The 24232-nt window shown below is 45.6% G+C and carries 23 protein-coding genes; 10 read left to right on the top strand and 13 right to left on the bottom strand.

Annotation, left to right across the window (positions count from 1 at the left end; genetic code table 11):
* Positions 1-277: 277 nt before the first annotated feature.
* From QUB56_RS27955 to QUB56_RS27945, 3 genes are all read left to right on the top strand, one after another.
* On the top strand, positions 278-1309 hold the full coding sequence (locus QUB56_RS27955) for a DMT family transporter (RefSeq protein ID WP_332959553.1): 1032 nt from the start codon (positions 278-280) through the stop codon (positions 1307-1309).
* A gap of 246 nt (positions 1310-1555) precedes the next feature.
* Positions 1556-2446, top strand: a complete 891-nt coding sequence (locus tag QUB56_RS27950) for a class I SAM-dependent methyltransferase (protein ID WP_332959551.1) — start codon at positions 1556-1558, stop codon at positions 2444-2446.
* A 196-nt stretch (positions 2447-2642) separates the two neighbouring features.
* Positions 2643-4871 carry an NACHT domain-containing protein gene (locus tag QUB56_RS27945; RefSeq protein WP_332959550.1) on the top strand — a complete coding sequence of 743 codons (2229 nt, stop codon included), beginning with the start codon at positions 2643-2645 and terminating at the stop codon, positions 4869-4871.
* 259 nt (positions 4872-5130) lie between these two features.
* Here the strand turns inward: QUB56_RS27945 and QUB56_RS27940 are convergent, their stop codons facing one another.
* Complete coding sequence (locus tag QUB56_RS27940) at positions 5131-5325, bottom strand: hypothetical protein (protein WP_194010318.1); 195 nt, start codon at positions 5323-5325, stop codon at positions 5131-5133.
* Positions 5326-5483: 158 nt separating this feature from the next.
* On the bottom strand, positions 5484-5696 hold the full coding sequence (locus QUB56_RS27935; protein ID WP_006631307.1) for a helix-turn-helix domain-containing protein: 213 nt from the start codon (positions 5694-5696) through the stop codon (positions 5484-5486).
* A 127-nt stretch (positions 5697-5823) separates the two neighbouring features.
* On the opposite strand from QUB56_RS27935, the gene QUB56_RS27930 reads away from it, so the two are divergent.
* The 3 genes from QUB56_RS27930 to QUB56_RS27920 all read left to right on the top strand — a co-directional run bounded on the left by QUB56_RS27930 (position 5824) and on the right by QUB56_RS27920 (position 7793).
* Positions 5824-6294, top strand: coding sequence for a hypothetical protein (locus tag QUB56_RS27930; protein WP_332959548.1), 471 nt, complete (start codon positions 5824-5826; stop codon positions 6292-6294).
* A 616-nt stretch (positions 6295-6910) separates the two neighbouring features.
* Positions 6911-7450 carry a group 1 truncated hemoglobin gene (locus QUB56_RS27925; protein ID WP_332959546.1) on the top strand — a complete coding sequence of 180 codons (540 nt, stop codon included), beginning with the start codon at positions 6911-6913 and terminating at the stop codon, positions 7448-7450.
* 1 nt (position 7451) lies between these two features.
* The gene (locus QUB56_RS27920) at positions 7452-7793 is read left to right on the top strand and encodes a hypothetical protein (protein ID WP_332959544.1); all 342 of its coding nucleotides are present in this window, start codon (positions 7452-7454) and stop codon (positions 7791-7793) included.
* A 132-nt stretch (positions 7794-7925) separates the two neighbouring features.
* Here the strand turns inward: QUB56_RS27920 and QUB56_RS27915 are convergent, their stop codons facing one another.
* Entirely contained in the window at positions 7926-8120 is a 195-nt protein-coding gene (locus QUB56_RS27915) for a hypothetical protein (protein ID WP_332959543.1), read from the bottom strand.
* Between the two features lie 360 nt (positions 8121-8480).
* On the opposite strand from QUB56_RS27915, the gene QUB56_RS27910 reads away from it, so the two are divergent.
* Complete coding sequence (locus QUB56_RS27910) at positions 8481-9728, top strand: transposase (RefSeq protein ID WP_332959542.1); 1248 nt, start codon at positions 8481-8483, stop codon at positions 9726-9728.
* 196 nt (positions 9729-9924) lie between these two features.
* Here the strand turns inward: QUB56_RS27910 and QUB56_RS27905 are convergent, their stop codons facing one another.
* From QUB56_RS27905 to QUB56_RS27865, 9 genes are all read right to left on the bottom strand, one after another.
* Positions 9925-10131 carry a hypothetical protein gene (locus tag QUB56_RS27905; RefSeq protein WP_332959541.1) on the bottom strand — a complete coding sequence of 69 codons (207 nt, stop codon included), beginning with the start codon at positions 10129-10131 and terminating at the stop codon, positions 9925-9927.
* Between the two features lie 286 nt (positions 10132-10417).
* On the bottom strand, positions 10418-11740 hold the full coding sequence (locus tag QUB56_RS27900) for a CO2 hydration protein (RefSeq protein ID WP_332959540.1): 1323 nt from the start codon (positions 11738-11740) through the stop codon (positions 10418-10420).
* Between the two features lie 177 nt (positions 11741-11917).
* Positions 11918-13471, bottom strand: a complete 1554-nt coding sequence (locus QUB56_RS27895; RefSeq protein WP_332959539.1) for an NADH-quinone oxidoreductase subunit M — start codon at positions 13469-13471, stop codon at positions 11918-11920.
* Positions 13472-13715: 244 nt separating this feature from the next.
* Positions 13716-14435: a carbonic anhydrase gene (locus tag QUB56_RS27890; protein WP_332959538.1), complete on the bottom strand. Its 720-nt coding sequence runs from the start codon at positions 14433-14435 to the stop codon at positions 13716-13718.
* A gap of 198 nt (positions 14436-14633) precedes the next feature.
* Complete coding sequence (locus tag QUB56_RS27885; protein WP_332959537.1) at positions 14634-15362, bottom strand: carbonic anhydrase; 729 nt, start codon at positions 15360-15362, stop codon at positions 14634-14636.
* A 106-nt stretch (positions 15363-15468) separates the two neighbouring features.
* Positions 15469-17328, bottom strand: coding sequence for an NAD(P)H-quinone oxidoreductase subunit F (locus QUB56_RS27880; RefSeq protein ID WP_332959536.1), 1860 nt, complete (start codon positions 17326-17328; stop codon positions 15469-15471).
* Positions 17329-17661: 333 nt separating this feature from the next.
* On the bottom strand, positions 17662-18648 hold the full coding sequence (locus QUB56_RS27875; RefSeq protein ID WP_332959535.1) for a glycosyltransferase: 987 nt from the start codon (positions 18646-18648) through the stop codon (positions 17662-17664).
* A gap of 319 nt (positions 18649-18967) precedes the next feature.
* Positions 18968-20083 carry a phospho-N-acetylmuramoyl-pentapeptide-transferase gene (gene mraY / locus QUB56_RS27870; RefSeq protein WP_332959534.1) on the bottom strand — a complete coding sequence of 372 codons (1116 nt, stop codon included), beginning with the start codon at positions 20081-20083 and terminating at the stop codon, positions 18968-18970.
* 130 nt (positions 20084-20213) lie between these two features.
* Complete coding sequence (locus QUB56_RS27865) at positions 20214-20453, bottom strand: DUF3134 domain-containing protein (RefSeq protein WP_190744105.1); 240 nt, start codon at positions 20451-20453, stop codon at positions 20214-20216.
* A 413-nt stretch (positions 20454-20866) separates the two neighbouring features.
* Between QUB56_RS27865 and QUB56_RS27860 the strand changes: the two genes are divergently transcribed.
* Together QUB56_RS27860 and QUB56_RS27855 are read left to right on the top strand one after the other, a co-directional pair.
* On the top strand, positions 20867-22543 hold the full coding sequence (locus QUB56_RS27860; protein WP_332959532.1) for a glycosyltransferase family 4 protein: 1677 nt from the start codon (positions 20867-20869) through the stop codon (positions 22541-22543).
* 247 nt (positions 22544-22790) lie between these two features.
* Complete coding sequence (locus QUB56_RS27855) at positions 22791-23375, top strand: PAP/fibrillin family protein (protein ID WP_332959531.1); 585 nt, start codon at positions 22791-22793, stop codon at positions 23373-23375.
* Positions 23376-23520: 145 nt separating this feature from the next.
* Here QUB56_RS27855 and QUB56_RS27850 read toward each other — a convergent pair whose 3' ends face one another.
* A complete protein-coding gene (locus QUB56_RS27850; RefSeq protein WP_332959530.1) occupies positions 23521-23760 on the bottom strand; it encodes a helix-turn-helix transcriptional regulator in 240 nt (79 codons plus the stop codon).
* Between the two features lie 164 nt (positions 23761-23924).
* On the opposite strand from QUB56_RS27850, the gene QUB56_RS27845 reads away from it, so the two are divergent.
* Positions 23925-24185: a hypothetical protein gene (locus tag QUB56_RS27845; RefSeq protein ID WP_332959529.1), complete on the top strand. Its 261-nt coding sequence runs from the start codon at positions 23925-23927 to the stop codon at positions 24183-24185.
* Positions 24186-24232: the final 47 nt, after the last annotated feature.

The raw sequence follows: 24232 nt of genomic DNA, 5'->3' as shown, positions 1-24232 counted from the left end.
CAAAAAGGACGGGCGGGACGCCCATCCCACAATAATAATTAAAATTGTAAGTTATTTAAGTCGCGATCCTAAAGAAGAGAACCTATGATATATAGCAATCCTCACATCAGTTTCAATAAGTGGTTAACTGGTTACCAGGAAGAGCCCCTTAACCGATGTAAGCGAGGAAGAGCCTCGGCTCAGACTATGGAGGCTCTTCCTCCGGATATGCGTTACCAGGAAGAGCCTGGTAACGAGTATAATCATTTAGGATGGCTATATTCATGTTCCTATTATCGTGTCTCAATTATTCAACCGCATCCCTGGACGAACCTATTTATTACTAGCAATCATAATTTTTGCTGCCTCTAACTCTGTCATTCGCAAACTAACCGATTTAGGAGCGCAGAACCCGATCGACGGCAGAAATTTGATTTCATTTTGTAATGTTTTATTTGTAGGGAATCTCTGCGCGTTAGCAGTTTTATTCCTGGTTTATCGCCAGCAATGTACGCTGCAAAATTTCCGATCGATTCCCAGTAAAACATGGTGGGGATTGATCGGAATTTCTTTGCTATCTGGGGCCTTGGCTCCAGCCTTAACTTTTATTGCGTTGGATTTAACCGCTGTCAATAATGTGGTACTGATTGGACGCATCGAGCCGCCTCTGATTTTAGCGCTGTCCATTCTAATTTTGGGCGATCGCGTCAATCTTTGGGTGATTGCCGGGGCGATCGTTTCGTTTGTGGGTGTTGCACTGACTATTGTATTGCAAGCACCGACTACCGATATGATGGACATGGGGGGATTGACGATCGGCACAGGCGAATTCATGGCAGCATCCGGGGCGATCGCGTTAGCCATTTCGACGATTATTAGTAAAGTCACGCTCAAACAAATTCCCTTAGGATTGTTCTCTATTATCAGAACAACAGTGGGAACAGTTGCTTTCTTTATTGTCGTTTTAATCTTATATACTCCCACCCACTTTATCGATGTTTTTGCGCCCTTGCTCTGGCAGTGGATGCTCGTCTATGGTGCTATTATTGTTGTTGGCGGACAACTGTGCTGGTTTACCGGACTAAAAACGACGGGCGCTGCAGATGTATCCCTCGCCAGTTCGTTTAGTCCGATCGCGGGGATTTTAGCCGCCTATTTGATTTTATCGGAAACGCCAACAACAGCTCAATACATCGGCGGCAGCATCATTTTAATCGGGATCGTTCTCAATCAAATTGGCGTTTTTCGCAAGCAAACCCAATCCGCGCCTCAACCTCCTGTAAGTCCCGCAAAAGAGATGGATTTGGAAGTGGGATTCAAAGGGCTTTAATGGTTAATACTACAGATTCTTAGTTACCAAAAGTAACCCTAGAAGTTGATATTCGCAATAGTCCGATTAATCTTCATCGGCGGGAGAATGCGAAGCGGTTGGCTGAGTCTGTTAAGCAGCAATAAAAGTGCGATAGCCACTAAATTTGTGAAGTAGTCTGCTGGAACGAAGTCATGATATCAACTCCGCTAGCTGAGGAATTGTAAAATCTAATCAACAGTCAATACTCAACTATCATTCAGTTTTTTGACTCACAGTCAACAGTCAACAGTCAACAGTCAACACTCAACAGTCAACACTCAACAGTCAACAGTCAACACTCAACAGTCAACAGTCAACAGTCAACAGTCAACAATCACGGACGGTGCAACCGGAAACGATATGACACAGTGGTATAAGGAAGACCTCGCATATATTCATGATGTGGGTCATAGCGATTATGCTCTCAAATCTGCCCCTGCTATATTGAATATCTTGGCCCAAAACAACCTACAACAAGGTTTAGTGGTGGACTTGGGTTGTGGCAGCGGATTATCAGCACTAGAATTTACAAAGGCTGGTTATCGTGTTTTGGGAGTTGATATTTCTGAGTCTTTGATTGCCATTGCCCGCAACAGAGTGCCAGATGGCGAGTTTCGAGTTGAGTCGCTGTTTAAAACTGATATCCCACGGTGTAATGCTGTCACTTCGATCGGCGAATGTTTGAATTATCTGTTTGATGCAGACAACGATCGCCAAAACCTGGTGCAATTTTTCCGCCGCATTTATCACGCCTTAACCGAGGGCGGTGTTTTCATTTTTGACATTGCAGAACCCGGACAGATTGTAGCTGGAAACACAACCAAAGGATTCACGGAAGGAAAAGATTGGATAGTTCTGGTTGAGAAAGAAGAAAATCAAGAGAATGAAACTTTAATTCGCCGCATCATAACTCTTCGTAAAGTAGGGGAAACCTACAGGCGAGATGATGAAATACACTGTTTGCGGTTGTACAAGGCAAAAGATATTGCTGAAGCACTCGATCGCGCAGGTTTTCAAGTTCAAATCATAGGTAGTTACGGTGAGTACAAGTTGCCAAAAGCTCATGCAGGATTCGTTGCACGTAAACCCATTTTAGAGGCCAACTCGATCGCATAAGTGACTTGAGGGTCGATCGGCTTTTTCACTCTACCACTGGGGCGATCGTCTCTTTTGCTATGGTGGATTTACTGTATCAGAGCATTGAGCAAGGACAAGCTGCGCTTGATGCGTCAAACTAGAGATATATAGAAGCAACCTGGTTTCTGACCTCGACGCGGCTAAGTCCCATCATCAAAACCTCATTAATACTGCCATGACAGGATTTGAACCCTTTGCTCCCTATGCTATAAGTTGTGTTAGCGGTATCGCCCTCCCCATTTTCCAGTCAGTCTATGGAAGCAGTGGCAAGTTTCTCGGCTCGATGGGGAAAAAGGTACATGAGCTGATTTGCAGGGCATCGGGGGAATACGGCAAACGCTACATCAAGCGTCACGGCATGCTGAAAGCATTGGGAATGCCGGAGGCTGTGCCATTAGAATCGGTTTATACTGCTGTGCAGTTTTTGGATGAGCAAGAAATCCGCAGTTTTGAATCAATCCAAAATTTAGAAGAAGCTTACCGCAAAGCAAACAAGCGAAGTTTTCAGCAGCAAGATTGCAAGAAGCAAGAAGGGCTAAAAATTGCTAATCAGAAGCAATATTTGATGGTGTTAGGGCAGCCCGGAGGCGGAAAATCTACATTTTTGCGGAAAATAGGACTCGAAGCACTGAAGGGCAAAAAAGGCGGATTTAAGCACGATCGCATTCCAGTTTTTATCGAACTTAAAAGCTTTATATCTAGCCAGATAGACATAGAAAAATTAATTGTTGAAGAGTTTAGCATTTGTAGCTTTCCCTATCCTGAGCAATTTATCGCTAAGGCATTAGAGCAGGGAAAGCTGTTAATCTTGCTGGATGGATTGGATGAAGTGCCGACAGTCAACACAAATGAGGTCATTAGTAAAATTCAAAATTTTGTTGACCGCTATGATAAAAATAGCTTCATTGTCTCTTGTCGCACAGCCGCTTATAAAAACAACTTTCAACGCTTTACGGATGTCAAACTAGCCGACTTTGACGATACTCAAATTGAGCAATTTATTGGTAACTGGTTTCAGTTAGACGTTGATAAACAAGCAGGAACAGCTCAAAAATGTTGGGAGTTATTGCAAAAGCCAGAATATGCAGCAGCTAAAGAGTTAGCCCACACGCCATTATTGCTAACTTTCCTCTGCCTCATTTATAACCGTTCGCAAAACTTTCCGAATAATCGCAGTGTTCTTTACAAAAAGGCTTTGCGGATATTGTTGGAAGAATGGGCGGCGGAAAAGCGGATTCAGAAAGAGGAAATTTATCAAGGACTCAGCACGGAGTTAGAGGAGAGTTTGTTATCGGAGATTGCTTATACTGGTTTTGAGACTGATAAGCTGTTTTTTTCGCAGCGAGAAGTGGTTGAGGAAATCAAAACTTTTTTATCAGGCAATTTGAATGCACCGAAGCATTTAGACGGTGAGGCGGTTCTGAATGCTATTGCAGTTCAACAGGGGATTTTGGTAGAACGAGCTGAGGATGTGTACTCGTTTTCGCATTTGACGCTTCAGGAATATCTCACGGCGCAATATATTGCTGATAATAATTTAATTAAGGAGTTAGTTACCGGCCATCTTTCCGATGCACGCTGGCGAGAAGTGTTTTTGTTGGTAGCGGGGTTGGTGCGTGCAAAAAATGGGGCTGATGACTTGCTGCTGTTAATGGAAAAAGAGGCTCAAAAGTACATTAACACGCCGAAGTTGCAAGAGCTATTGCAATGGGCAGATGCAGCAACTAAGGACTCGGAAGGTGATTTTAAGCCTGTGGGTAAACGTGCTGCGGCGATCGTTATCACCAGAGCCATCGCCAACGCCAACACCAACGCTATCGCCAACGCCAAAGGCATCGCCAACGCCAACGGCAACCGCATCAGCTACAACATCAGCTACGACATCGCCAACGCCAACGCCAAGGCCAACAGCATCAGCATCGGCTACGACATCGGCTACAACATCGGCTACAACATCGCCAAGGTTAACGGCATCGCCCTCGCCAACGCCCAGGGCAATAGTATCAACATCGAAAGCGAGGCCAACGCCATCATCCGCATGGCCATCGCCAACGCCATCGCCATCGCCGAAGAATTTCAAAAAATCAAAATCTTCAAGGATGTGAATTGGACTGAACTGATTGCTCAACTGACAGCACTCAAAGATCGATTTGCTGATGCTAACCAATCCGACCAAATAGACTTAGCAATTTTTGATTGCCTTTTAGATACCTGGTGTAATGCACTCCATCTCAATAGAGAAATAGTCAAATTATCTAAGGAAGAAGCAAAGGCGCTGGGAGATTATTTATCTGCCAATAATTTTCTCATCGAATGCAAAGAAGCAGCAGTGAGAATATCAGCAAAAACCTGGGAAGAAATAGAATCGCGGATGTTGGTAGTTCCAGAGAATTCTACCATTTGAGATTCTAGATACGGTCCTGGACGCACTCCGACTCCTCGAAACCGGGTTTTTTTCCTAATCTGCTGGTTGCAACGCGTCTTTTCGTAAAAACCCGGTTTCTGGACGCCCATGTGTAATATCAATTCCGGTTGCATTGGAATGATTAAACCGCAGAGAACGCAGAGAACGCAGAGTTCGAGAACAGAGAGATCAATAATTCCGATGCTACCGGATTTGATAGGGCTGATTCAATCAGGGTTTGACCTGGTTTTCTTCAGCTTCAAATCTCCCCATTAACCTGCATCTGATGCACCTTATCTGCCAACTCTTGGCGGCTTTCCTTATCGAGTGCATCAATTGCCAGCATTCCCAAGTACACGACTTCCTTCTGCGTTAGTCTGGTCGCTAGCGCTTGTTTTTGAATGACTTCCTTAATCGCGGAACTGACGGCGATCGCAGTATTAGTTTTAGCCACGAAGAATAATCAACTATTAATAACAACTTTCCTTGATGTTACCATCCTCAATCCGATTAAGTACCATAATGTTTGACTAACTACAGTTAATCAGGCTCTAGTGTAAAAAATACAAAAAAGCGATTGCCCGCCGTCTCGAAAACTCAAGGTCGATCGGCCTATTCCTCCAAAACCTCAACCAAATCCTCAATCATCACATCAAAAGTCCGAGCTAACTTCCGCAGGCAAGTAAAGTCAACCATTGCCATTTCAGGACGACGAGCATAGCTTCTGACAGTGCTATAAATTACCCCGGATCGATCGGATACTTCCTTAAGCGTCCAGCCCTTCTCGGCCGCTAGTTCCCGAATTTTTAGCCTGACTAAACCCATGCTTGACAGTTGATGCAATTGCGTCGTAAAATTTTATATGTAAAGAGCGATCGCCCCCCGGCCTCGAAAACTAAAGGGCGATCGTCTTTAAAACTTAAATAGACAGTTACTAGCTGTCTGAGTAACCATGATAGCAGCATTCCAGCTAAAATCAAGCACCTTCGCCTGCTCCAAAATTATCCACAAGTCCCCAGTCCTTCATCCGCTGGCAAGATTTGTCACAGAAGAAACTGTTGCACTGCTGTTCAATATCTCAACAGACCAGATTTACCGGATCGAATGCTGTCGCTACATGGTATACGTCCACGCCAAAGGCATCAGCCGCTTTGTCAGCTACGCCGATTTTCCGCCAATTTTAGAAGTAGAATTACCGAAACTTCAAGACTTTGGCAGATGGTACAAACGCTGGAAAGGCAAAAAAGCGCCGGATTTTTGGACACAGTTTTATATACATCAATTCAAAAACGCTACTACTGCGGATAAACAGCTTGCATGGGGCCTCTTGGTAGCTGCAGTCAAATCCCTGTTCTCAGAAACAGCTTTGCAACAACTGCGAGATGCTTATTTATACCAAAAATATAGGCTGGAAAATTTTTGAATTTGCGATCGCCCCTAACCTCATTTCACCAAAAGTGCGAGATCCCTTTTTCCCTCAAATCTCCCCATTCACCTGCATCAGATGCACCCTAGCGGTCAATTCTTGCCAGCCCTTTTCCTCTAGCTTGTCAATCGCCAGCATCCCGACATAGATAATTTCCTTCAGCCTTAGTCAGGTTGCTAGCGCCTTTTTCTGCACAAGTTCCTTAATTATGGGGCTGACTCGAATGGCGGTACTGGTTCTGGTCACAAAACTAACCGGAGATTAACAAATTCGATTAAATCTTACCACTTTTCACCTGAGCTTTTAGCTGCGATGCAACTTGTTTAACCGCGTTTTGACAAGACGCAACACAATGTCAAGTCAATCTCTCAGAAAATGCTGACTTATCTAAGAAATATTACAAAATCTACCCTAAGATAATTTGATGCTAAAGTGATCGAGTGATGTGACGACCGATCGCTCTTTCCCATCGCCTCTTTCCCATCGCACAGAGCGAAAAACTAAGTTTAGTTGGGCTTATACTTCGGCTGCAGGCTTCTTAAGCCTATGTATCTGTATGACTTAGTGCTGAAGATTCAATTAACCATATTACCATCACAATTGGAGATTTTCAATGAAAATCAGTAAATCTTTGGGAATGTTGTTGACATTAATTTGTCTCACAGTCATAGTTGTAACTACTTTCAGATTAAGCCCTAGTTTCGCTCGTTCTACGCCTGTGATGTCAGCACAAGAATCACCAGAAAAAGTAACTACCGATCTGATTGCACAAGGTGCTTCAGGAAGATCTCTCTACACTAAGTTAGGAGGCTACAACGGGATCGCAAAAGTCATTGATGATTCAGCAGCTATCATATTCGCTGACCCAGTAATTGGTAAATACTTTATTGGCTTGGGTACAAACTCAAAACAGAGGCTGCGTCAGTTGTTAGTGGATCAATTCTGCCAAGCGGCAGGGGGGCCTTGTGTTTATACAGGGCGGACTATGACCCTTTCCCATAGTGGAATGGATGGAGGTCTCGGGGACAATGAATTTAACGCTTTTGCTAATGCTGTGTCCCAAGCTCTCACTCAAAATAGCGTCAATCCATTACCCAAAGCCGAAGTCATGGCATTTGTTGAAAGTCTCAGAGACAAGATTGTCGAAAATTAATATGAAACGCTCCAATCTCCTCCTGCTTTCGGTGGCATTTCTGCTACTGTCAGGAATGGTAACGGCCGACTCCGCCCATGCACAACAGTCAGAGCCAACTACCGAGATGAAAGTTCCACTATCCCCAATGCCGAGGCAGTCTTCCGAGGGCTTTTCGGGCCCTGCTACTTTTGCTCCACCCGATCCTCAATCCAACGATCGACCTTTGTGTTTTTATCAGCGCTCGGATACCACGATAGTTGATTTGAGCAAGCTGTGTGGGGCTAAGAGCACCGAAACCCGTACAAATGCTAAATTGCAGAACGCTCCCGCTGACAAGGGCAAGACCCCCATTTATTGGTAGAAAAATCAGAATTTCGATCGGTACACGGGTTCAACAGGATCGCCCTTACCTTACCTCACCCGAAGTCCGCGCGAGCGAAGCTATCCCGAACGCGCGTGCCTTCGGTTCGGGCAGGGATTCCCCCTTTTCCCCTCAAATCTCCCCATTCACCTGCATTTGATGCACCTTGTCAGCCAACTCTTGCAAGCGCTTTTCGTCCAACTCGTCAATCGCCAGCATCCCGACATAGATAATTTCCTTCAGCGTTAGCCGGGTTGCTAGCGCCTTTTTCTGCACCTGATCCTTGATAATTGGGCTGACTCCAATGGCGGTACTGGCTCTAGTCACAAAGGTAACGGGAGATTAACAACTTTGACTAAATCTTAGCACTTTTAAGCTGAGCTTTTATCTGCGCTGCACAGCGTCTAAGCGCGTTTTGACAAGAGGTTTTATAGCAGAAACATGGAAAGGTCGATCGCTAATTCTGTGACTTTAATTCTTACGTATAACAGCAAGAAGGCTCACACTGTACCTTTACCCAGGGATCTTGCCCTTGATGAATTGCGCGTGAGTTGAGGACAGTCCTCTGACCAATGCGATAGCGATGTTCGAGGACTCGTCCCAAACGAGCAAAATATTTGTTGTGAGTTGACATATTTTTAATTATTTATGTTACCGTGAATATGTAAGCACGGTAAGGTCGATACCATGTACAGAGCAGTAAAAATCAGAATTTATCCTACCGACGAGCAGGAATCCTACTTGGCTCAATGTTTTGGCAATACTCGATGGCTGTGGAATTATATGCTCAATGCCACTACTAGCGCGTATAAAGAAACTGCCAAAGGTCTTTCTAAAGCTGCGATGGACAAGTTGCTTCCTGGTTTGAAAAAGGAATATGAATGGTTGGGACTGGCTTATAGTCAGGTCTTACAACGAGTAACATTTAATCTTTCAAGTGCGTTTGTCAATTTTTTTGAGGGACGCGCTAAATTTCCTAAATTCAAATCTAAACATGGTAAGCAATCGATTCAATATCCCCAAAATGTGAAACTAATGCCACAGGATTCTGTAATTAAGTTTCCGGGTAATTTGGGGGTGATGAGAACCGTGTTTCACAAAAACATTCCTGATGCTAAATTCACGACTGTAACAATATCGAGAAACACCGATGGTAGGTACTATGCTTCTATTCTCTTTAACCAAGAAGATAGGCCGGCAGTCGCAATTAGAGAAGCTATCGGTGTTGATTTGGGGTTGAAAAACTTTGCTATAACTTCGGAGGGTTCAAAATACAACCTACCTAAGAAGCAATTGGCTAAGTTAGAAAGGAATAGAAAACGCAAACAAAAGAAATTAGCCCAAAAGACGGATAAAACATCTAACAAGCGTCGCAAGGCTAAACTTTTAGTTGCCAAAGTATCTAGTAAAATAGCTAGAGTAAGGGAAGACTTTCTACACAAGCTATCTCGCAAAATAGCATACGAAAATCAAGTTATTTGTGTAGAAGATTTGGCAGTTAAGAATCTGGTTAAAAATCCCAACTTGGCAAAAGCAATATCAGACCAAGCATGGGGAATTTTTCTAACCATGCTCAAGTACAAAGCAGAAAGATTTGGTCACACATACCAAGAAATAGGGCGGTTTTTCCCATCTTCTCAACTTTGTAACGAAACTCTACTACCCATCCCAATACTGCAAAAAGGATATGATTCATTGGGTGTAAGACTTGTAGATTGTCCTCACTGTCTGCATCGGCATGATAGAGACATCAACGCTGCAATAAATATTAAAAACGAAGGCTTGCGAGTTTTGGCGTTAGGAACTAGCGCTTCTGCCCTTGGAGGGGATGTAAGACCAAAGCCATCAGGACGTAAAAAATCCATGAAGGCTGAGGCAATCCCCGTTGAATGGGGAAGCCCACACCCTATCTGTACTCAGATGGGTGTTGGGTAGTTCACACCCACAAGTTCAAAAAAGCTGTTTCAGTTGACAGCTTGCTGGAGTGGGGCCTCTTGGTAGCTACTGTTAAATCGGCAATTTCTGGGGCGGCGCTGCAACAGCTACGAGATGTCTATTCCCACGAAAAAGATTTGATGGAAAAATTTTAAAGTGCGATCGACTTAATCCTACTTGAACTTTCAATTAAATTTTAAAACACTTCATCCTCGATTCCCAGCCACCATTCCCCCAGATTCATTAAATCTTTGTGAATGTCCGTAAGTTCTATCATATACTCTTCAGCAGAAATCTCCGATCGCCTTTCTTGCAATTTTTTGAGCCGCAGTTGCACCAACAGCCAAGGTTTGGATATCCCGTCCTTTGCTTCGATATATTTGGCTAGATCGTTGCTGTCCATAGTTATTGGTTATTTGTTATTGGTTATATCGTTTCCGGTTGGATCGGAATGATTAAACCGCAGAGAACGCAGAGAACGCAGAGAACTCAGAGGAAAAGAAGAGAGAGTGTTGAATAATTGCGATGCCAACTGGCTTAATATTATAGGACTTTTGAAACGGTTTAAAAAAGCTCTCATTTTTCCCAGTCGGTTTCAACCGACTTGAGGTTTGAGCCAGGGGTTTCAACCCCTGGCGGACTAACGGACTGGCGGACTTGGAAGCTAAGATGCCTCCGGCCAACATCCTTTACCTGTAATCCGGAGTCTGAATATTATTCAACTTCGCAGCATATTTCATGCCGTATTCCGGGCGACAGAAGCGATCGAGCTGAGACTCAAAGAAAGCCCGATTTGCCTTCAAATGCTTGGGATTCGGGTCATCTAAAGGATACAAAAGAGCAGTCCGCAAAGCTTGAATCACCGCCGAAGTAACGCAGTACATCGATCGCTGAAATGTCACCCCAATTTGATTGAGGATATCATCTTCGCCGCGACAGCGCTGTTTGTAGAAATCCATCAAATAAGGCGGCAGGAAATGCAGCATATCCTGTGCTAGCAAAGTCGGCGGAATCCCCGCCGTACCTACCGGGAATTTGTCTGCATACAATACTCCGTAGTGGAAGTCTTTTTGGTCGTCGGGAACTTCCTTGGCTTGAGCGTTGTAAGATTTGGTGCCTCGGAATGGCGAAGTGCGATAAAATACAGCTTCCACGTAAGGTAACGCTGCTTCGTAAAGCCAAGTGAAACCCTTAGATTTGGGGATGATTTCGTACTTCTCGCCGTCGATGTAAACGTGGTGGTAAATCGGGCGTCCGGCGATTGCAAATATGCCATTTACTAGGAAATTCATCGCCTCCGGGACTGTGGTAACTTTCCCTTCGTCGTACAAGTCGGAAACCTCAAAAAACACCGGCGCCATGACTTCCCAGAATAAACCGAGATTGCTGTAATAAGACATTTGGCGGCACTGTTCTAAAAACATTTCTGGAAATGCTTTGTGCAGTGCTAGCATGAACGGGTCTTTTTTGAAGTAAGCTTTAATTGCCCGATCGGCATTAGCCTTATATTCGTCACTGTCCAAATAAGGATCGAATTGATTGGTCGGCACGTACAAGCCCCGGTGCCAAAGCATTGACCTCATGCACTCTTCGGCAAATTCCATGTTAATGCGATCGTGCCACAAATGGTGAAACAGCCGCGGAATTTTACCTGTTTCACCCTTCTCCATGAACTCCAAAAGCTCCGGGTGAACACTTCCAGTCCCGCGCCAAATCCGCAAATCTGCACCGTCGCCTGCATAGTGATTTTGCAAGTCTAAATACTCCTGGGGCAAGAAGTATTTAAAGAAGGGAAGCGGGTGTAAAAATACCCGTTCGGCGATGTAAAGCAAATCCCGCCAGTAGAAATCCATTGGCACTGCGTAAGCTTTCCAGATAGCGATGATTTGCATCAGATTTTCCGGCGTATCTGGAATCATCGCGCCGCCAGCTTCCAGCCTGTGAATTACTTCGGCAAATTGGTGTTTGGAAGGAGGTAGTTTAGTTGCTGGTTTATTAGGGGTTTGTACCATTGTTTCTTCCTTTGATTGAGTGAATCTAAATATTTTCAATTATTGCAAAAAGCTGCGATTCTTTAACTGGTTCTCGGGCTTTGCTTGGGAACCGATATCCAGGTCTGAACCGGAAAATTGGAGGCAGAGCCTCCGGATTTGCGTTACCAGGCAGAGCCTGGTAACGAGTAGATTCTCTTAGTCGGCAGAGGCGGACTTCGTTTGTGTAGATGCGATTTCAACAGCCGAATGTTCTAGGGGATAGCTAATAGCAACTTGGGTATTTCTGTCAGCCGGCAGAGTAGCAACGATCGCATTTGTAGTAGATTCGCTCCACTTGAGCAGCCAAACAGGTTGAATTCCCAACACAAAAATGATGCCCGCCAAAACCAGCGCCGGCATATTTTCAGCAAACGTAACTGGAGGGTAGTAAGCCGTGGCATTGTCCAACTTCCCAAAACAGGTGCGGTTGAGCAGAATCACAAAGTAAACTGCTGTTAAACCCGAAGCTAAAATGCAGAGTAAAGTGGGAATTGGAAAGATCGAGAAACTGCCTTGAAACACTAAAAATTCGGCAACAAAACCCACCAAACCCGGAATTCCGGCGCTTGCCATGCCGCCCAAAACTAACAGGGAACTGGCAGTCGGTAAACCCCGCATCGGGTTCATCAAACCGTTGAGCACGTCCAAATCCCGGGTGCCGACTTTGGTTTCGATGATGCCTACCAAATAAAACAGCAAAGCTAAAATTAAGCCGTGGCTTACCATTTGCCCGACAGCGCCTATTAATGCCAGCTTCGTACCCGCGGCGCAGGCAACGAGGATGTAGCCCATATGCCCGATCGAACTATAGGCTACCATGCGCTTGATGTCTTTTTGGGCGATCGCGCTCAAAGCCCCGTACATCACGCTCACAGTCCCGATAACCGCTAAACCGGGAGCTATAATCGACCAAGTTTCGGGAAACATCTGCAAGCCAAACCGCACTAAACCGTAAGTTCCCAACTTTGCCAGAATCCCTCCCAGCAAAATTGCTGTTGCTGGCGAAGCTTCGACGTAAGCATCTGGTAACCAAGTGTGCAGCGGCACCAAGGGAATTTTAATTCCCAAGCCGATTAGCAAAATTGTTAGCAGGATTAACTGCACTTTTAGAGGCAATTCTTGAGTGGTAATCGCACTGTAATCGAAATTTAAAGAACCGCTCAGCCAAGCCACACCCAAAAATGCTGCCAGTACTAAAAGTCCCGAAACTGCTGTGTAGATCAAAAACTTCATGGCAGCGTATTCCCGCTGCTTTCCGCCCCAAATCGCAATCAACAGGTAAAAAGGAATTAATTCTACTTCGTAAAACAGTACAAACAGCAGCAAATTTTGAGACATCAAAGCTCCGGCAATACCAGCATTGATTAGCAAAATCAAAGAGTAGTAAAGCTGGGGGCGCTCCATCTTTTCGCCTGTGCCGTAAATGACTAATAGCGTCAGCAAAGCGCTTAAAACCAGCAGCGGCAAGGACAAGCCGTCAATGCCCAAGTTGTAGCTCAAACCTAATTGTGGAATCCAAGGCAAATATTCTTGAAATTGCAGTCCCGCATTGGCTGTATCGAATTGAGTCAACAGCCAGATATTCAAAATGAAAATAGCAGAAGCAAAAGCCGAGGCTATGGAACGCAAACGCATCCCATTGATATTTCCGGGCAGGAACCCGACTACCGCAGCGCCCAACGCGGGCAACCAGAGCAAGGCACTAAGCATAATGTGTCAAGAGTAAAGAGTAAAGAGTAAAGAATCAATTTTTCTGGTTTTTGTGTTTGATAATTTCAGTCCTGGACGCAAATGACACAGGTGGTAAGGTACGTCCCAGGCCCAAACCCTCGCTAATGCGTCCAGGACTCGGTCTGGGGCACCCTACAAGTCGATCGTCCTAGGCCTGGGGCTTAGAGCCTGAATTTGAGAGTTTAGATGTTAACTTTTCCCAAATTATCAATCCCAAATTGCATCACGGTATATCAAAAAACTCGACTGCCGCCGTGTCTAAATCGTAGTATCCACCCTTAACTATCAGTTTACCCTCTTGAATTAACCCAGAGATAACTGGAGAGTCTTTCAACCTGCTAGCTTGCAGCCTAACATTCGCTTTGACGGCATTTGCTACCTTATCGCCCGGTTGGTTTTTCGAGCTTTCTACAGCCGGCTTAATGGCCTGGGTCAAACTGCCAATTTGACCGGGAAGTTCACCTCCTTCGATGGCTGCTTTTACCGCACCGCAATTTTCATGCCCGATTACCACAAGCACTTTTGCTCCCAGTACCAGCGTGCCAAATTCCAGGCTGCCCTTTTCTTCTGGGGTAGTAACATTTCCGGCCACGCGACAGACAAATATATCTCCAACTCCTCTATCGAAGAGAATTTCCGCAGGAAAGCGGGAATCTGCACAGCCGAGAATAGCAGCAAAGGGTGCTTGAGATGGGGCAACTTGGGTGACGCGCGCCAAGGTTTGGTTGGGATTTTGGCGCATGTTGTTAACAAACCGCTGGTTCCCGTCGATTAACATTTGCAGAGCTTGCTGGGGAGTCACGTTATTTTGAGCAATTGCTGGTTCGGGTGCAGCCAACTCAGCGCCTGCTCGTGCTGCGAGGATGCCTGTACCAATAGCACCTGCGACAAATTTCAGGGAATTGCGCCGAGAAATATTGAATTGTCTGTTGTTCGAGTTCATTCGTTTTGCCTTATTTAAACGAGTTGGAAATCTTTGTTCAAGACTTCCTGTTTTTAAGATTTTAGATTAAAACAGTCACCTAAAATCTTAAAATTTAAATGTCTTTACGCGCCTACAATCTCACCTATTGCACAATTTGCAATAAACCCGTAGTGGCTGGTTTATTGCAAATTGCCTTAACAAGTGCTTCGAGGTTTTTTAAACCATCCATGCCATAGGAAGAATCTCGACTGCCGCCGTGTCTAAATCGTAGTATGCACCAACAACTTTCAGTTTCCCCTCTTGAATTAACTGATTGATAACTGGAGAGGCTTTCAACCTGTTAGCTTGCAGCCTAATATTCGCTTTGACGGCATTTGCTACCTTATCGCCCGGTTGGTTTTTCGAGCTTTCTACAGCCGGCAGAATGGCCTGGGTCAAACTGCCAATTTCACCGGGAAGTGTACCTCCTTCGATGGCTGCTTTTACCGCACCGCAATTTTCATGCCCGACTACCATAAGCACTTTTGCTCCCAGTACCAGCGTGCCAAATTCCACGCTGCCAATTTCTTCTGGGGTAGCCACATTTCCGGCCACGCGACAGACAAATATATCTCCAAATCCTCTATCGAAGAGAATTTCCGCAGGAAAGCGGGAATCTGCACAGCCGAGAATAGCAGCAAAGGGCGCTTGAGATGGGGCAACTTGGGCGATGCGCGTAAAGTCTTGGTTGGGATTTTGGCGCATGTTGTTAACAAACCGCTGGTTCCCATCGATTAACAGTTGCAGAGCTTCATCGGGAGTCGAGGGAGTTTGAGCAATTACTGGTTGGGGTGCAGCCAACTCAGCGCCTGCTCGTGCTGCGAGTATCCCTGTACCGATAGCACCTGCGGCAAATTTGAGGGAATTGCGCCGAGAAATATTGAATTGTCTGTTGTTTGAGTTCATTTATTTTGCTTTATTTGAACCACTTTGAAATCTTTGTTCAAGACTTCATCTTTTTTTAAGATTTTAGATTAAAACTGTCACCTAAAATCTTAAATTTCAAATATTTTTACCCACCTACAATCAGCGACAGGCGAGCTAGCAGCGGCCAGCTTACGAGCAGTCCCAAAACTGCCACTCCGAACAGAATTGTCAAGGCGTAAAACTGAGTTTGACCGTTAACGTTGTATTTGAGGCTTTGCCCGCCGAAAACTGTGGCCAAACCGATTAAGTTCACGAATCCGTCAACAATATTGCGATCGACCCAGGAGATAACTTGAGCAACTAGACCGACTGCAAATATCACTGTCACCCGGTAAAGTTTGGCAGTGTAAAAGTCGTAGGCAAAAAAGTCTTGCAGGGCTTGAGAACCAATTCGCACCGGTTTTTCCCATTTCTCGTTCAGGTAAACAAATGCTCCTGCACCGATGCCGATCGCCGTTGACAAAACTAGCATTCCACTTGCGGTATAATTCAAACTTGCCACAGGCAATAAATTCCACGCCGCCAGCAAGTGCGGAACGTGCAAAGTAAAGCCCATTAAAATAGTCATCGGCAAAATAAAAGGCCAGTGAACTTCCGGCGAACGTTCGGTCATTTGCTTTGGTTTGCCGCCAAAAACTAAACCGAAGACGCGCACCAACCCAAAAGCAGTGACGGCGTTTACAAACAAAACTATTCCTAACAGCAAAGGCTGAGCTTCCGAAAGCCCGGACGTGAATTCTTCTAAAGCCCAGAAACAGCCGAAGGGGGGCAGTCCCACCAATCCAGCGCTACCGACAATAAACGATATGGCAGATATCGGCCGCTTTCCCCACAAACCGCCGAGAGCTCGGACATCCTGAGTGATGCTGTTCCAAACTACCGAACCGATGCTCATCACCAGCAAACCCATTGCCAAGCTGTAGGCAAATATTAATGTCAGGGCTGTCTGGGCTTGTCCGGTGCCGACGGCGATAAATACTAAGCCCATGTAAGAGCTGACTATATAGGAAAGCGTGCGCTTGATGTCAATTTGGGCGATCGCAATTAATGAAGCACCCACGGCCGTCGCAGCACCCACAGCAATAGTTGCCGTCATCCCAATCGGCGACAAAGCAATCACTGGCTGCAACTTAATCAATATCCAAGCACCAGTTTCGACAACTACGGTGTTCCGCAAAATCGTCGCCGGCAGCGGGCCTTCCATCGCCTCATCCAGCCACAGGTGCAAGGGAAACTGAGCGCATTTACCCATCGGCCCGGCAATCAAAGCTAAGGTCAACAGCGTCGCTACAGTGGGGTCAAGCTTTGCAGTCTGGGCCCAAACAGCCAACTCATCAAAATTCCAAGTTCCAGCCAGCGGCAGAATTGCGACTACTCCCATCAGCAGGAATAAGTCACCTACCCGCTTGGTTAAGAAAGCGTCGCGGGCGCCTGTCACCACCAAAGACTGATTGAACCACAGCCCGACTAGCAGGTAAGTACCCAAAGTCAGAACTTCCAAAATCATGTAGCTGAAGAAGAGAGAATTGCACAGTACCAAGCCGCACATCCCGGCTTCAAACAGCCCCAGCAGGGAAAAGAACCGAGCCCAGCCCCAGTCCATTTCCATGTAACCGATTGCATAAATCTGTGCCAGCAAGTTCAGTCCGGTAACCAAAACTGTCGCGCCGACGGTGACAGCAGAGATTTCTACGGGAATGGTTAAGTCTAAACCTGCTACATTCAGCCAGGGAATTAACTGGTGTTGCGCTGGTTGGTTCCAGATAGCTGTGAGGGCGATGACGCCGTGTAGGAAAGCGAAAAAGGTTAATATGGCGTTCACGTAACCGGATGGTCTTGGCCCCGTGCGGCGGGTAACTGCCGGAAACCACAGCATCGACAGAACTCCGCCGATGAGTGGATAGCAAGGTATAAACCAAACCGTCTGCAGTAAGATTTGAGCCATTGGCATTACCTGTAAAGGTTACAAAAATTTAAAATTCTGAGAATAATTCCGATCGCGCCAACGACAGCACTCAAAAGCCAGAAGGCAGAATTCGAGGCTATTTTGGCGTCAGTATTCGAGTTACTCGTTGTTTTGAGACTAGGGGGGAAGAATAGACTTATTAATTTTATATTAAGTATTGCGTTAAATTTTCATATTTGTAATTCACATATTTATCTCTACCGATAAACTCTACTTATAGGTATATATAGGCGGGGATGCTGTACAAACGAATATTTGTCGATCGCCCGTGCGATCGAACCCTGATTAATTGCTCTAAAATATTAAAACCGATTAAAACCGCTCAATCTGCCAAGCTGATGCGGGAAGTTTGGCTTGGCGCTGTCCGATCGCCCTTGCCCTAACATTCACTAGACCGATCGGCGTATTAAACAAATCTACCAGATCGGCTCGGCCGATCGCACTTTTGGCAGCAGCAACCGGAAATTCCTTTAACAGCCACCTAGCCAGCCGGTAAAAATATTCCCCTGTTGTGAATTCTCGCATCAAATCGACACCGTGGAGTTCGTGCAAATATTTATTTGATTCGCCGTACCGATACCATTGACTTTGCAACTGTTTTATTGTGGGACGGTGGCGGTGTCGGACGATCGCATTTTCGGCAAAATATATTTTATAGGATGTTTCCCCCAAAATCCGCCAGCACAAGTCAGCATCTCCTCCGCTGGTTAGATGCGGGCGAAACAAACCTACTGTTTCTAAAACTTGTTTGCGTACAGCTAAATTGGCGGTTTGACCGTAAGCACAAAAAGGGTGAGCGAGAGTATGTTTTTGAGATAAAGTATTTTCGCGCTCGGCGTGTTGTTCTAAAATAGTTTTACCGGGTAGTGCGACTATTTCCCCGGCTGAAAGTGCGATTTCTACATCTAAAAATGGTTTAACTAAATTTTCCAGCCAGTCAGATTTCGGGCGACAGTCTGCATCGGTAAATGCAATGATTTCGCCTGTTGATGCGCGAATTCCTTTATTGCGGGCGGCGTAGGAACTTTGAATCTGGTTTTCGGTGAGGTGGCGAATGGTTATTTGATTGAAATTGCTTCCCCCTCGTACCAAGGGAGGGAGTGAGGGGGGGTTAGAGGCTGCTGTTTCGATGATGGTTGAAGTGCGATCGCGACTGTTATTGTCTACTAAGAGATATTCTACACTGTCGATCGGATAAGTTTGCGATCGCAGGCACTCGATCAACTCCGGCAAATCCATCTCGCCGTTGTAAACAGGCACAACCACCGAAACTTCCGGTAAAGACACATCACTGTTCATTAGTCCTCTATGCAGCTTTTGGAGTCAATTAGGAGTAAAGTCCTTACTACGAGCAAGTTTTCTGGCAGCTTAACTTATCGAATAATTTCTACTTTTGTGCCTTTCTCCACAAACTGATACACCTCCTCAACATCCTTATTTTCACGCGAGTGAAGGCGGAAAGCCGATTTATTTTTTGAGCCTTTTTTTGAGCCTTAAACGAGCAAGATGCTCGTTCCACAACTCCATTGAGTTCCTGTAGAACGGGCATCTTATTTGTTGTGGAACCTTGCACAAAATATCAATTACATCGGCTGTTAAATCCTTTGCCAATCCGCTGTTAACTGTTGCTAGTCAACATCAAAATCATTAACACTAACACCCCGTTAGTTATATAAAAGATGCCAACAACCTGAGTTTCTAACCAGCCGCACAGTTCTAGATGATGGTGCAGCGGAGCCATTCTTAACAGACGCTTGCCGATGCCATCAGGGCCTTTTGTAGCTTTATAATAACCTACTTGAGCAATTACTGACAGCGTTTCAATAAAGAAAATCCCGCTAATTATTAATAATACCCAAAGGCTATTAGTTAATAGAGCTACCGCACCCAAGGCACCACCCAAAGCTAAAGCACCTGTATCGCCCATAAACACTTTGGCTGGATTGCGGTTGTGTGCTAAGAAACCGAGACAACTGCCGCTGGTGCAGGCGCAAAATATCATTAATTCTAGCGAAGTTGAGGCTACAGATGCGCCCAATCCCAAAAGTGCGATCGCCCCCAAACCTCCCATCAACCCGTCAACGCCGTCAGTAATATTAGTAGCATTGCTTTCAGCTACCAGCACAAAACCCGCCAGCGGCCAAAACAGAAAACCTAAAGGCAATACCCAACCGAAAGGCAAAGCAATGCTGGTAGAAATCCCTGGTTCGCGGAACATCAGCCACAGACAAAATACAGCTGCAAAACCTACTTGCAAAGCCAATTTCATCCGAGGTGAAATACCTTTATTCGACTTGAGGCGCAGAATTTGCCAGTCGTCGAGCCAGCCGATGAAACCGTAAGCTAAAGTTAAAGCCGATACCGCAACAACATCTGAGTTAAATCTCGACCAAAGCAAAGCAACTGCGACCCCTGCAGGCACAAAAAAAATGCCTCCCATTGTCGGCGTTCCCGCCTTTTTTAAGTGAGCTTGGGGGCCGTCTTCGCGAATTATTTGTCCTGCTTTTAGTTGCTGGAGTAAAGGCACAACTGCATACCCCAAAACCGATGCAACTACAGCACAAACAGCTAGTGGCATAAATAGCGATGCAGGTCCATTCAAAAGTCTACCCGCTGCTACATCTAAACCGATCGCTACAATGCCAAGCCCCAAACCCAGCAGCAGGAATAAATTCCTGCCTGTAAGTTTGAAAGGCATAGTTAAAGCAATTTTATCATCCACAAAGTTATCCATAACACTCCTCAACACACACCATTTAAGAACAAGCAATTGACAATTCGGGAATAGGGTGCGATACAGGAGATGGGGAAATATCTTAGTTTTTATTCCCTGTTTCCGGTGGATTCATTCACCCTTCTACAAGTTATTCCTCGCCTACACTCACATCCTCTTCTATTTCCTCTTCTAAATCATCGTAAGGACTGTCGTCAACTGCCATTAGTTCGGAAATTTCTTCTTCGTGGAGATAGTCGGGTTCTTGGACATCCCTTGCTAACAGGCGATTGTTAGATTCCAACCAGTCTAAAAGAGAAGATTGCTGCTTTAATGGAATTACATCCGCAGGCAAGTGGCGAGGTATTTGACGCAGAGATGGGTTGTACATGATTCTCGGTTTCTAAAGACAAAGACGCGATCGAGTAGAGGTAACGTTTGACCGACGGACTGCAGCTAGGATCGAGCACTTGCAAATCGGGCATTTAGCAAGGCTAAAGCATTATACCACAGGCCCTGTTTGGTTCCGGATAGGGATAAGATGGGATACCCAAAAGGCGATCGCCCCAAGCATGGGCCCCAGGATAACACTAAAATCCGGTCTTGCCAATCCTTTTTTAGCCGTAAGCATTGTCATCCCAGACGATCGTCTTTAAGATATCGCGGGACACCTGGCGATCCTGTTGTGCAAGCCTCGCTAACGCGCCAGCCGTTGATTCAGAACAGTCTCGCGGTTTTTCACCAAAGCCTAATCCCGAATGCCCTCTGGCTTCTTCAGTCAACTCTCAAGCAATAAATCTCAGAATGGATATAACGGCGGCAGTATTATACAACAAAGAGGGTTACGACACCCGAGGGCAAAAACTTCTAGGGCGTCATTCAGCCGGAGAGGGGTTTCTCAAAAGCTTAGTCCAACACGGAACCGCTGACTCTCTATACTGTTACGCAGATAGCGGAACAACGTTTAAGGAGTTTTGTTCGCACATCCAACCTTGGCTGCAACAACCTCGGAAAGTCCGCTGGATTCCCACAGAACGACCGGATTTGCTATCTCAACCGGGCACCATTTACCGACCCGATCCGATCCTCTCGCAGATAGTGTGGGCGCGCAGATTTGTCGATCAGCGGGCCTATAGCGTTTGCGGCGTTACTCACACCCTCGGTACCAAATATGTCATGGAGGCGATCGGCGATTTGATAACCGCACCAATGCAGCCTTGGGACGCCCTGATCTGCACCTCTGCCGCCGCGAAAACAGCAGTAGAAGGAGCTCTGAGGGAGTGGTCAGAGTATTTAGCGCAGCGCAACGGGGGTCAACCGGAAATTTTAGTCAAATTGCCGGTTATTCCCCTAGGAGTGGATTGCAGCGCGTTTCCGCAGGGTATGGAAGCAGTTAATAGTCGCCGCCAACTGCGGCAAGAACTCGGCATTTCTGCCGACGATATTGTTGTGTTATTTGTCGGTCGATTGACTTTTTCTGCAAAAGCTCATCCGGTACCAATGTACATCGCCCTAGAGGGCGCCGCACAACAGACAAAAGCCAAAATCCACTTAATTCAAGCAGGTTGGATCGAAGATCCGAGAGAAGAACCCGACTTTAAAAATAGCGCGCAAATCTTTTGTCCCTCGGTGAATGCTATTTTTTTAGATGGGAGAAAGCCCGAAATTAGAATAAATATTTGGTCTGCTGCCGATATTTTCATTTCGCTTTCAGACAACATTCAAGAAACCTTTGGGCTGACGCCAATTGAAGCAATGGCAAACGGACTGCCCGCCATAGTCTCCGATTGGAACGGATACAAAGAATCAGTACGCCACGAAATAGACGGCTTCCGCATTCCCACACTCATCCCGCCCCCGGAATCTTGTTTAGATTTAGCGCTCAATTATCTCGACGACAGCTTAAATTGGCCGACTTACATGGGTCACACTTCCCTGGCCACAGCAGTTGACATTGATGCCTGCACCCGCGCGCTGTGCGAATTAATTGAAAACCCCGAATTGAGAAAGCAGATGGGGGAAAATGCCAGACAAAGGGCAAGGGAAATTTATGATTGGAAAGTAGTAATTGCAGCTTACGAACAATTGTGGCGGGAATTAGCAGAAATTCGCGTTGGGGCACCGGAGTCTGCACCTGTGAAAGCCGGGAAGCCGCCTTATCCGCTGGGCGACGATCCGTTTCGGGTATTGGGCCATTATGCGACTAGAACTTTAAGCAATGAGATGATGCTGAGTCTGGGTGCGATCGTCACACCAGAACTTTTAAAGCAGGTACAGACAATTTGGTTTACCAGTTTTGGTGACGATCGGAGAATATCTGTTAGCATTCAGATGGAAATATTGGATACAATCAAGCAAGAAGGTAGTGTCAGTGTGGGGGAAGTTATCAGACGCTACGTTAAAAACGAGCAAGAATTAGCATACCTATATCGGACGATGCTCTATCTGGTGAAATTTGGTATCTTAGTTATTAGTCATTAATCAATCTATAGCCTTTCTCAGTAACATCAGGTGTTCTGGCGGGCATAGGGCATAGGGCATAGGGCATAGGGCATAGGACTTGCCCCCATACCTCACTTTTTTGAGAACCACTATAGGGTGCACGCGGCGCCCAGAGAGACTCAATAATAAGCGCGCTAAAAACGAGTGGTCGCGTAATCTATAAATAATATTGAACGCGAACTCAAGAATATTTTTTCCTTCTTCATCCCTCTTCCTCAAAAAAAATATGCTGAGAAAATCTGCACTCTTAGAGATAATTGCTGGTAAGAATCGCGGTTTGCTAGCGACTCCCAGGGACAAACAAGCGATTTTAAGTGCGATCGCCCAATTGGAAGATTACAACCCCACACCGCGCCCTGTCGAAGCTGCAGAGCTTTTAAATGGTGATTGGCGGTTATTGTACACCACCAGCCGTGCACTGCTGAATCTTGACAGTTTTCCCTTGGTAAAATTGGGTCAAATTTATCAATCTATCCGCGTCAAAGAATCGAAAATTTACAACATAGCCGAACTTTACGGCTTGCCTTACTTGGAAGGAATTGTCAGCGTGGCAGCGACATTTGAGGCGACTTCAGAACGGCGAGTGCAGGTAAAGTTTGAGCGGTCAATTTTGGGCTTAAGCAGATTAATTGGCTATGAATCTCCAGTCAAGTATATCAATGAGATTGAGTCTGGTAAAAAGTTCCCTGCTGTAGATTTCAGCTTCGATAGTCGCGAACAGCAGGGATGGCTCGATATTACTTATTTAGATAAGGATTTGCGGCTGGGGCGCGGAAATGAAGGAAGTGTCTTTGTCTTGACAAAAGAGTGATAGTGTGATGTGGATGTGCAGGGTGATCGCCCCTTAACTCATTCTCAATTTATCTTTCTTTCATCCGCGTTTATCCGCGTTCATCTGCGGTTAAAAATCAAAAATCTATCACTTTTACAAACAATTCAACACTTCATCAGTATTGTTACTCCGTCGGTTTTTCCTGTTCTTTTTTTTCCATCGGCATTGACTTTCTGACAGCTAGCACTAACTCCGCTTCGGTACATCGATACAAGTCCCGCATTCGGAATACTTGCCAAACTTCCATCTTTGGCAATGTTCGACCCTTTTCCCAGTTGCGAATTGAAGATTCAGCACATTCTAGTATATGTGCTACGTCTATAATTTTCAGCCCCGCACGTTCTCTTAAGGCTCTCAGATCCATAGCTGACAGAACCTTTTGATGGACAAAACGTTAAGTTTTACCGTGAATAGTTGACGGATATGACCTATTTGGTGTTTAATCATAGTAGTAGAGGCGTTAGTCGATTTCCGCCAAGAGACTTACTAACGCCCTTTCCTGTAGTCCATAGAGGATACTAAACCATCATGCCACAAAACGGTTATCAACAGGGATTCACTGCGAATCCTCGGGCGATCGCGTACCAAAAACGCCTTTACCCGTGGGCGATCGCCAAACTCATGCCCAGTATGCAGCGGGCGATTGTGGGGCGATTTCGCAGTCGATCGGATGCTGACGGACACTTGCTGTGTCTGCGTCAACTGATGCCTCAAGCAACGCTTGTGATAGTTTTTGACTTGCAACCAGACTTAGAAGTACCAATTGCAGCGCCCACAGCAATTCGATAAGCACAAGGATGTGAGCCCCCCTTAAAAAAGGGGGGCTATAAAAATTG

This window comes from Microcoleus sp. AR_TQ3_B6 (genome assembly GCF_036702785.1).
In the GTDB taxonomy this organism is placed as follows: domain Bacteria; phylum Cyanobacteriota; class Cyanobacteriia; order Cyanobacteriales; family Microcoleaceae; genus Microcoleus.
The sequence above is the reverse complement of the archived record's forward strand: the minus strand, read 5'-3'. Positions and strand labels throughout refer to the sequence as shown.

What these genes read in the sequence shown, in the direction of transcription:
- QUB56_RS27945 (WP_332959550.1), top strand. Translation starts at nt 2,643, where the DNA reads ATGACAGGATTTGAACCCTTTGCTCCCTATGCTATAAGTTGTGTTAGC.
- QUB56_RS27935 (WP_006631307.1), bottom strand. Translation starts at nt 5,696, where the DNA reads ATGGGTTTAGTCAGGCTAAAAATTCGGGAACTAGCGGCCGAGAAGGGC.
- QUB56_RS27930 (WP_332959548.1), top strand. Translation starts at nt 5,824, where the DNA reads ATGATAGCAGCATTCCAGCTAAAATCAAGCACCTTCGCCTGCTCCAAA.
- QUB56_RS27925 (WP_332959546.1), top strand. Translation starts at nt 6,911, where the DNA reads ATGAAAATCAGTAAATCTTTGGGAATGTTGTTGACATTAATTTGTCTC.
- QUB56_RS27920 (WP_332959544.1), top strand. Translation starts at nt 7,452, where the DNA reads ATGAAACGCTCCAATCTCCTCCTGCTTTCGGTGGCATTTCTGCTACTG.
- QUB56_RS27910 (WP_332959542.1), top strand. Translation starts at nt 8,481, where the DNA reads ATGTACAGAGCAGTAAAAATCAGAATTTATCCTACCGACGAGCAGGAA.
- QUB56_RS27905 (WP_332959541.1), bottom strand. Translation starts at nt 10,131, where the DNA reads ATGGACAGCAACGATCTAGCCAAATATATCGAAGCAAAGGACGGGATA.
- QUB56_RS27900 (WP_332959540.1), bottom strand. Translation starts at nt 11,740, where the DNA reads ATGGTACAAACCCCTAATAAACCAGCAACTAAACTACCTCCTTCCAAA.
- QUB56_RS27895 (WP_332959539.1), bottom strand. Translation starts at nt 13,471, where the DNA reads ATGCTTAGTGCCTTGCTCTGGTTGCCCGCGTTGGGCGCTGCGGTAGTC.
- QUB56_RS27890 (WP_332959538.1), bottom strand. Translation starts at nt 14,435, where the DNA reads ATGAACTCGAACAACAGACAATTCAATATTTCTCGGCGCAATTCCCTG.
- QUB56_RS27885 (WP_332959537.1), bottom strand. Translation starts at nt 15,362, where the DNA reads ATGAACTCAAACAACAGACAATTCAATATTTCTCGGCGCAATTCCCTC.
- QUB56_RS27880 (WP_332959536.1), bottom strand. Translation starts at nt 17,328, where the DNA reads ATGGCTCAAATCTTACTGCAGACGGTTTGGTTTATACCTTGCTATCCA.
- QUB56_RS27875 (WP_332959535.1), bottom strand. Translation starts at nt 18,648, where the DNA reads ATGAACAGTGATGTGTCTTTACCGGAAGTTTCGGTGGTTGTGCCTGTT.
- mraY (WP_332959534.1), bottom strand. Translation starts at nt 20,083, where the DNA reads ATGGATAACTTTGTGGATGATAAAATTGCTTTAACTATGCCTTTCAAA.
- QUB56_RS27865 (WP_190744105.1), bottom strand. Translation starts at nt 20,453, where the DNA reads ATGTACAACCCATCTCTGCGTCAAATACCTCGCCACTTGCCTGCGGAT.
- QUB56_RS27860 (WP_332959532.1), top strand. Translation starts at nt 20,867, where the DNA reads ATGGATATAACGGCGGCAGTATTATACAACAAAGAGGGTTACGACACC.
- QUB56_RS27855 (WP_332959531.1), top strand. Translation starts at nt 22,791, where the DNA reads ATGCTGAGAAAATCTGCACTCTTAGAGATAATTGCTGGTAAGAATCGC.
- QUB56_RS27850 (WP_332959530.1), bottom strand. Translation starts at nt 23,760, where the DNA reads ATGGATCTGAGAGCCTTAAGAGAACGTGCGGGGCTGAAAATTATAGAC.
- QUB56_RS27845 (WP_332959529.1), top strand. Translation starts at nt 23,925, where the DNA reads ATGCCACAAAACGGTTATCAACAGGGATTCACTGCGAATCCTCGGGCG.